The sequence below is a fragment of the Roseburia sp. CLA-AA-H209 genome, assembly GCF_020687575.1.
Lineage (GTDB): Bacteria > Bacillota > Clostridia > Lachnospirales > Lachnospiraceae > Roseburia_C > Roseburia_C amylophila.
Genome location: NZ_JAJEQU010000058.1, coordinates 1 through 1,141, shown reverse-complemented (window position 1 = coordinate 1,141; position 1,141 = coordinate 1). Strand labels below are relative to the sequence as shown.

Sequence of the window (1,141 nt, the reverse complement as noted above, 5' to 3'; positions counted from 1 at the left end):
AAATTCGGATTTGTTGGGATGACGTAGATGAAAGTAAAACTTGGAGATATATTTGAAATTGGTTCGGGTGGAACACCCGTAAAGTCCCATCCAGAGTATTATAATGGAGATATACCTTGGGTAAAAACTGGAGATTTGAAATCGGAATATCTTTTTGAGGTTGAAGATTTTATAACAGAAAAAGGGTTGGAGAATTCTTCGGCAAAAATGTATGAAAAAGATACAGTTTTGATTGCAATGTATGGGGCTACAATAGGTGCAACATCTATTTTGAAAATGTCAGCATGTACAAATCAGGCATGTGCGGCATTTAAGAAAAATGAGAAGGTTATTCCAGAATACTTATATTATTTCCTTAAAAGCAAAAAAGAGAAGTTTGTTAAAGATGGAGTCGGTGGAGCACAACCGAATATTTCAGTAGGATACTTAAAGAAAACTGAAATGGAGTTGCTGTTATTAAAAGAACAGCGAAAAATTGTAGACATACTTGATAGAATAAGTGAAATGGTATTAAAAAGAAATCAAGAGATTCAATTGCTTGATGACCTTATTAAAGCCCGATTTGTCGAGTTGTTTGGTGATCCAGTTTCAAATACTATGAATTGGCCAGTAAAGAAACTTAAAGAATTATCCATTCAAATTAACAGCGGAAATACACCGAAGGGTGGCTCTGAAAATTATGTTAAAAAGGGGATTGTATTTTTTAGGAGTCAGAATGTTTGGAAGGATCGTTTGGAAATGGAAGATATTGCGTATATTGATGTTCAGACTCATGAAAGTATGAAGAGAAGTAGCCTAAAGCATGGAGATATTCTTATGACAAAAACTGGAAGAATTAATACGGAAAATAGTTCATTGGGTCGGGCTGCACTATATATGGGAGAAGATGATAAAGCGAATGTTAATGGACATGTGTATTTTATAAGATTAAAACCAGAAGTTAATAAAAAGTTCGTACTTAGGATACTTGTTTCGGATGAGTATAGAAATTTGATTAGAAGTGTTTGTGTTGGGGGAATTGATAAGAGACAGCTCAATAAGGAACATATTGAAGATTTCCCTATAATATGTCCAACAGAAGATATGGTTAATAAATATATTGCATTCGTCGACCAAGTCGACAAATCAAAAGTTGCCGTGC

At 34.0% G+C, this 1,141-nt stretch carries 1 protein-coding gene; it reads left to right on the top strand.

Going from position 1 to position 1,141, the window contains the following annotated elements; genetic code table 11:
* Window positions 1-27: 27 nt before the first annotated feature.
* Window positions 28-1,141, top strand: a 1,114-nt coding sequence (locus tag LKD41_RS15600; protein ID WP_227701685.1) for a restriction endonuclease subunit S, incomplete at its 3' end; no start/stop codon positions are given.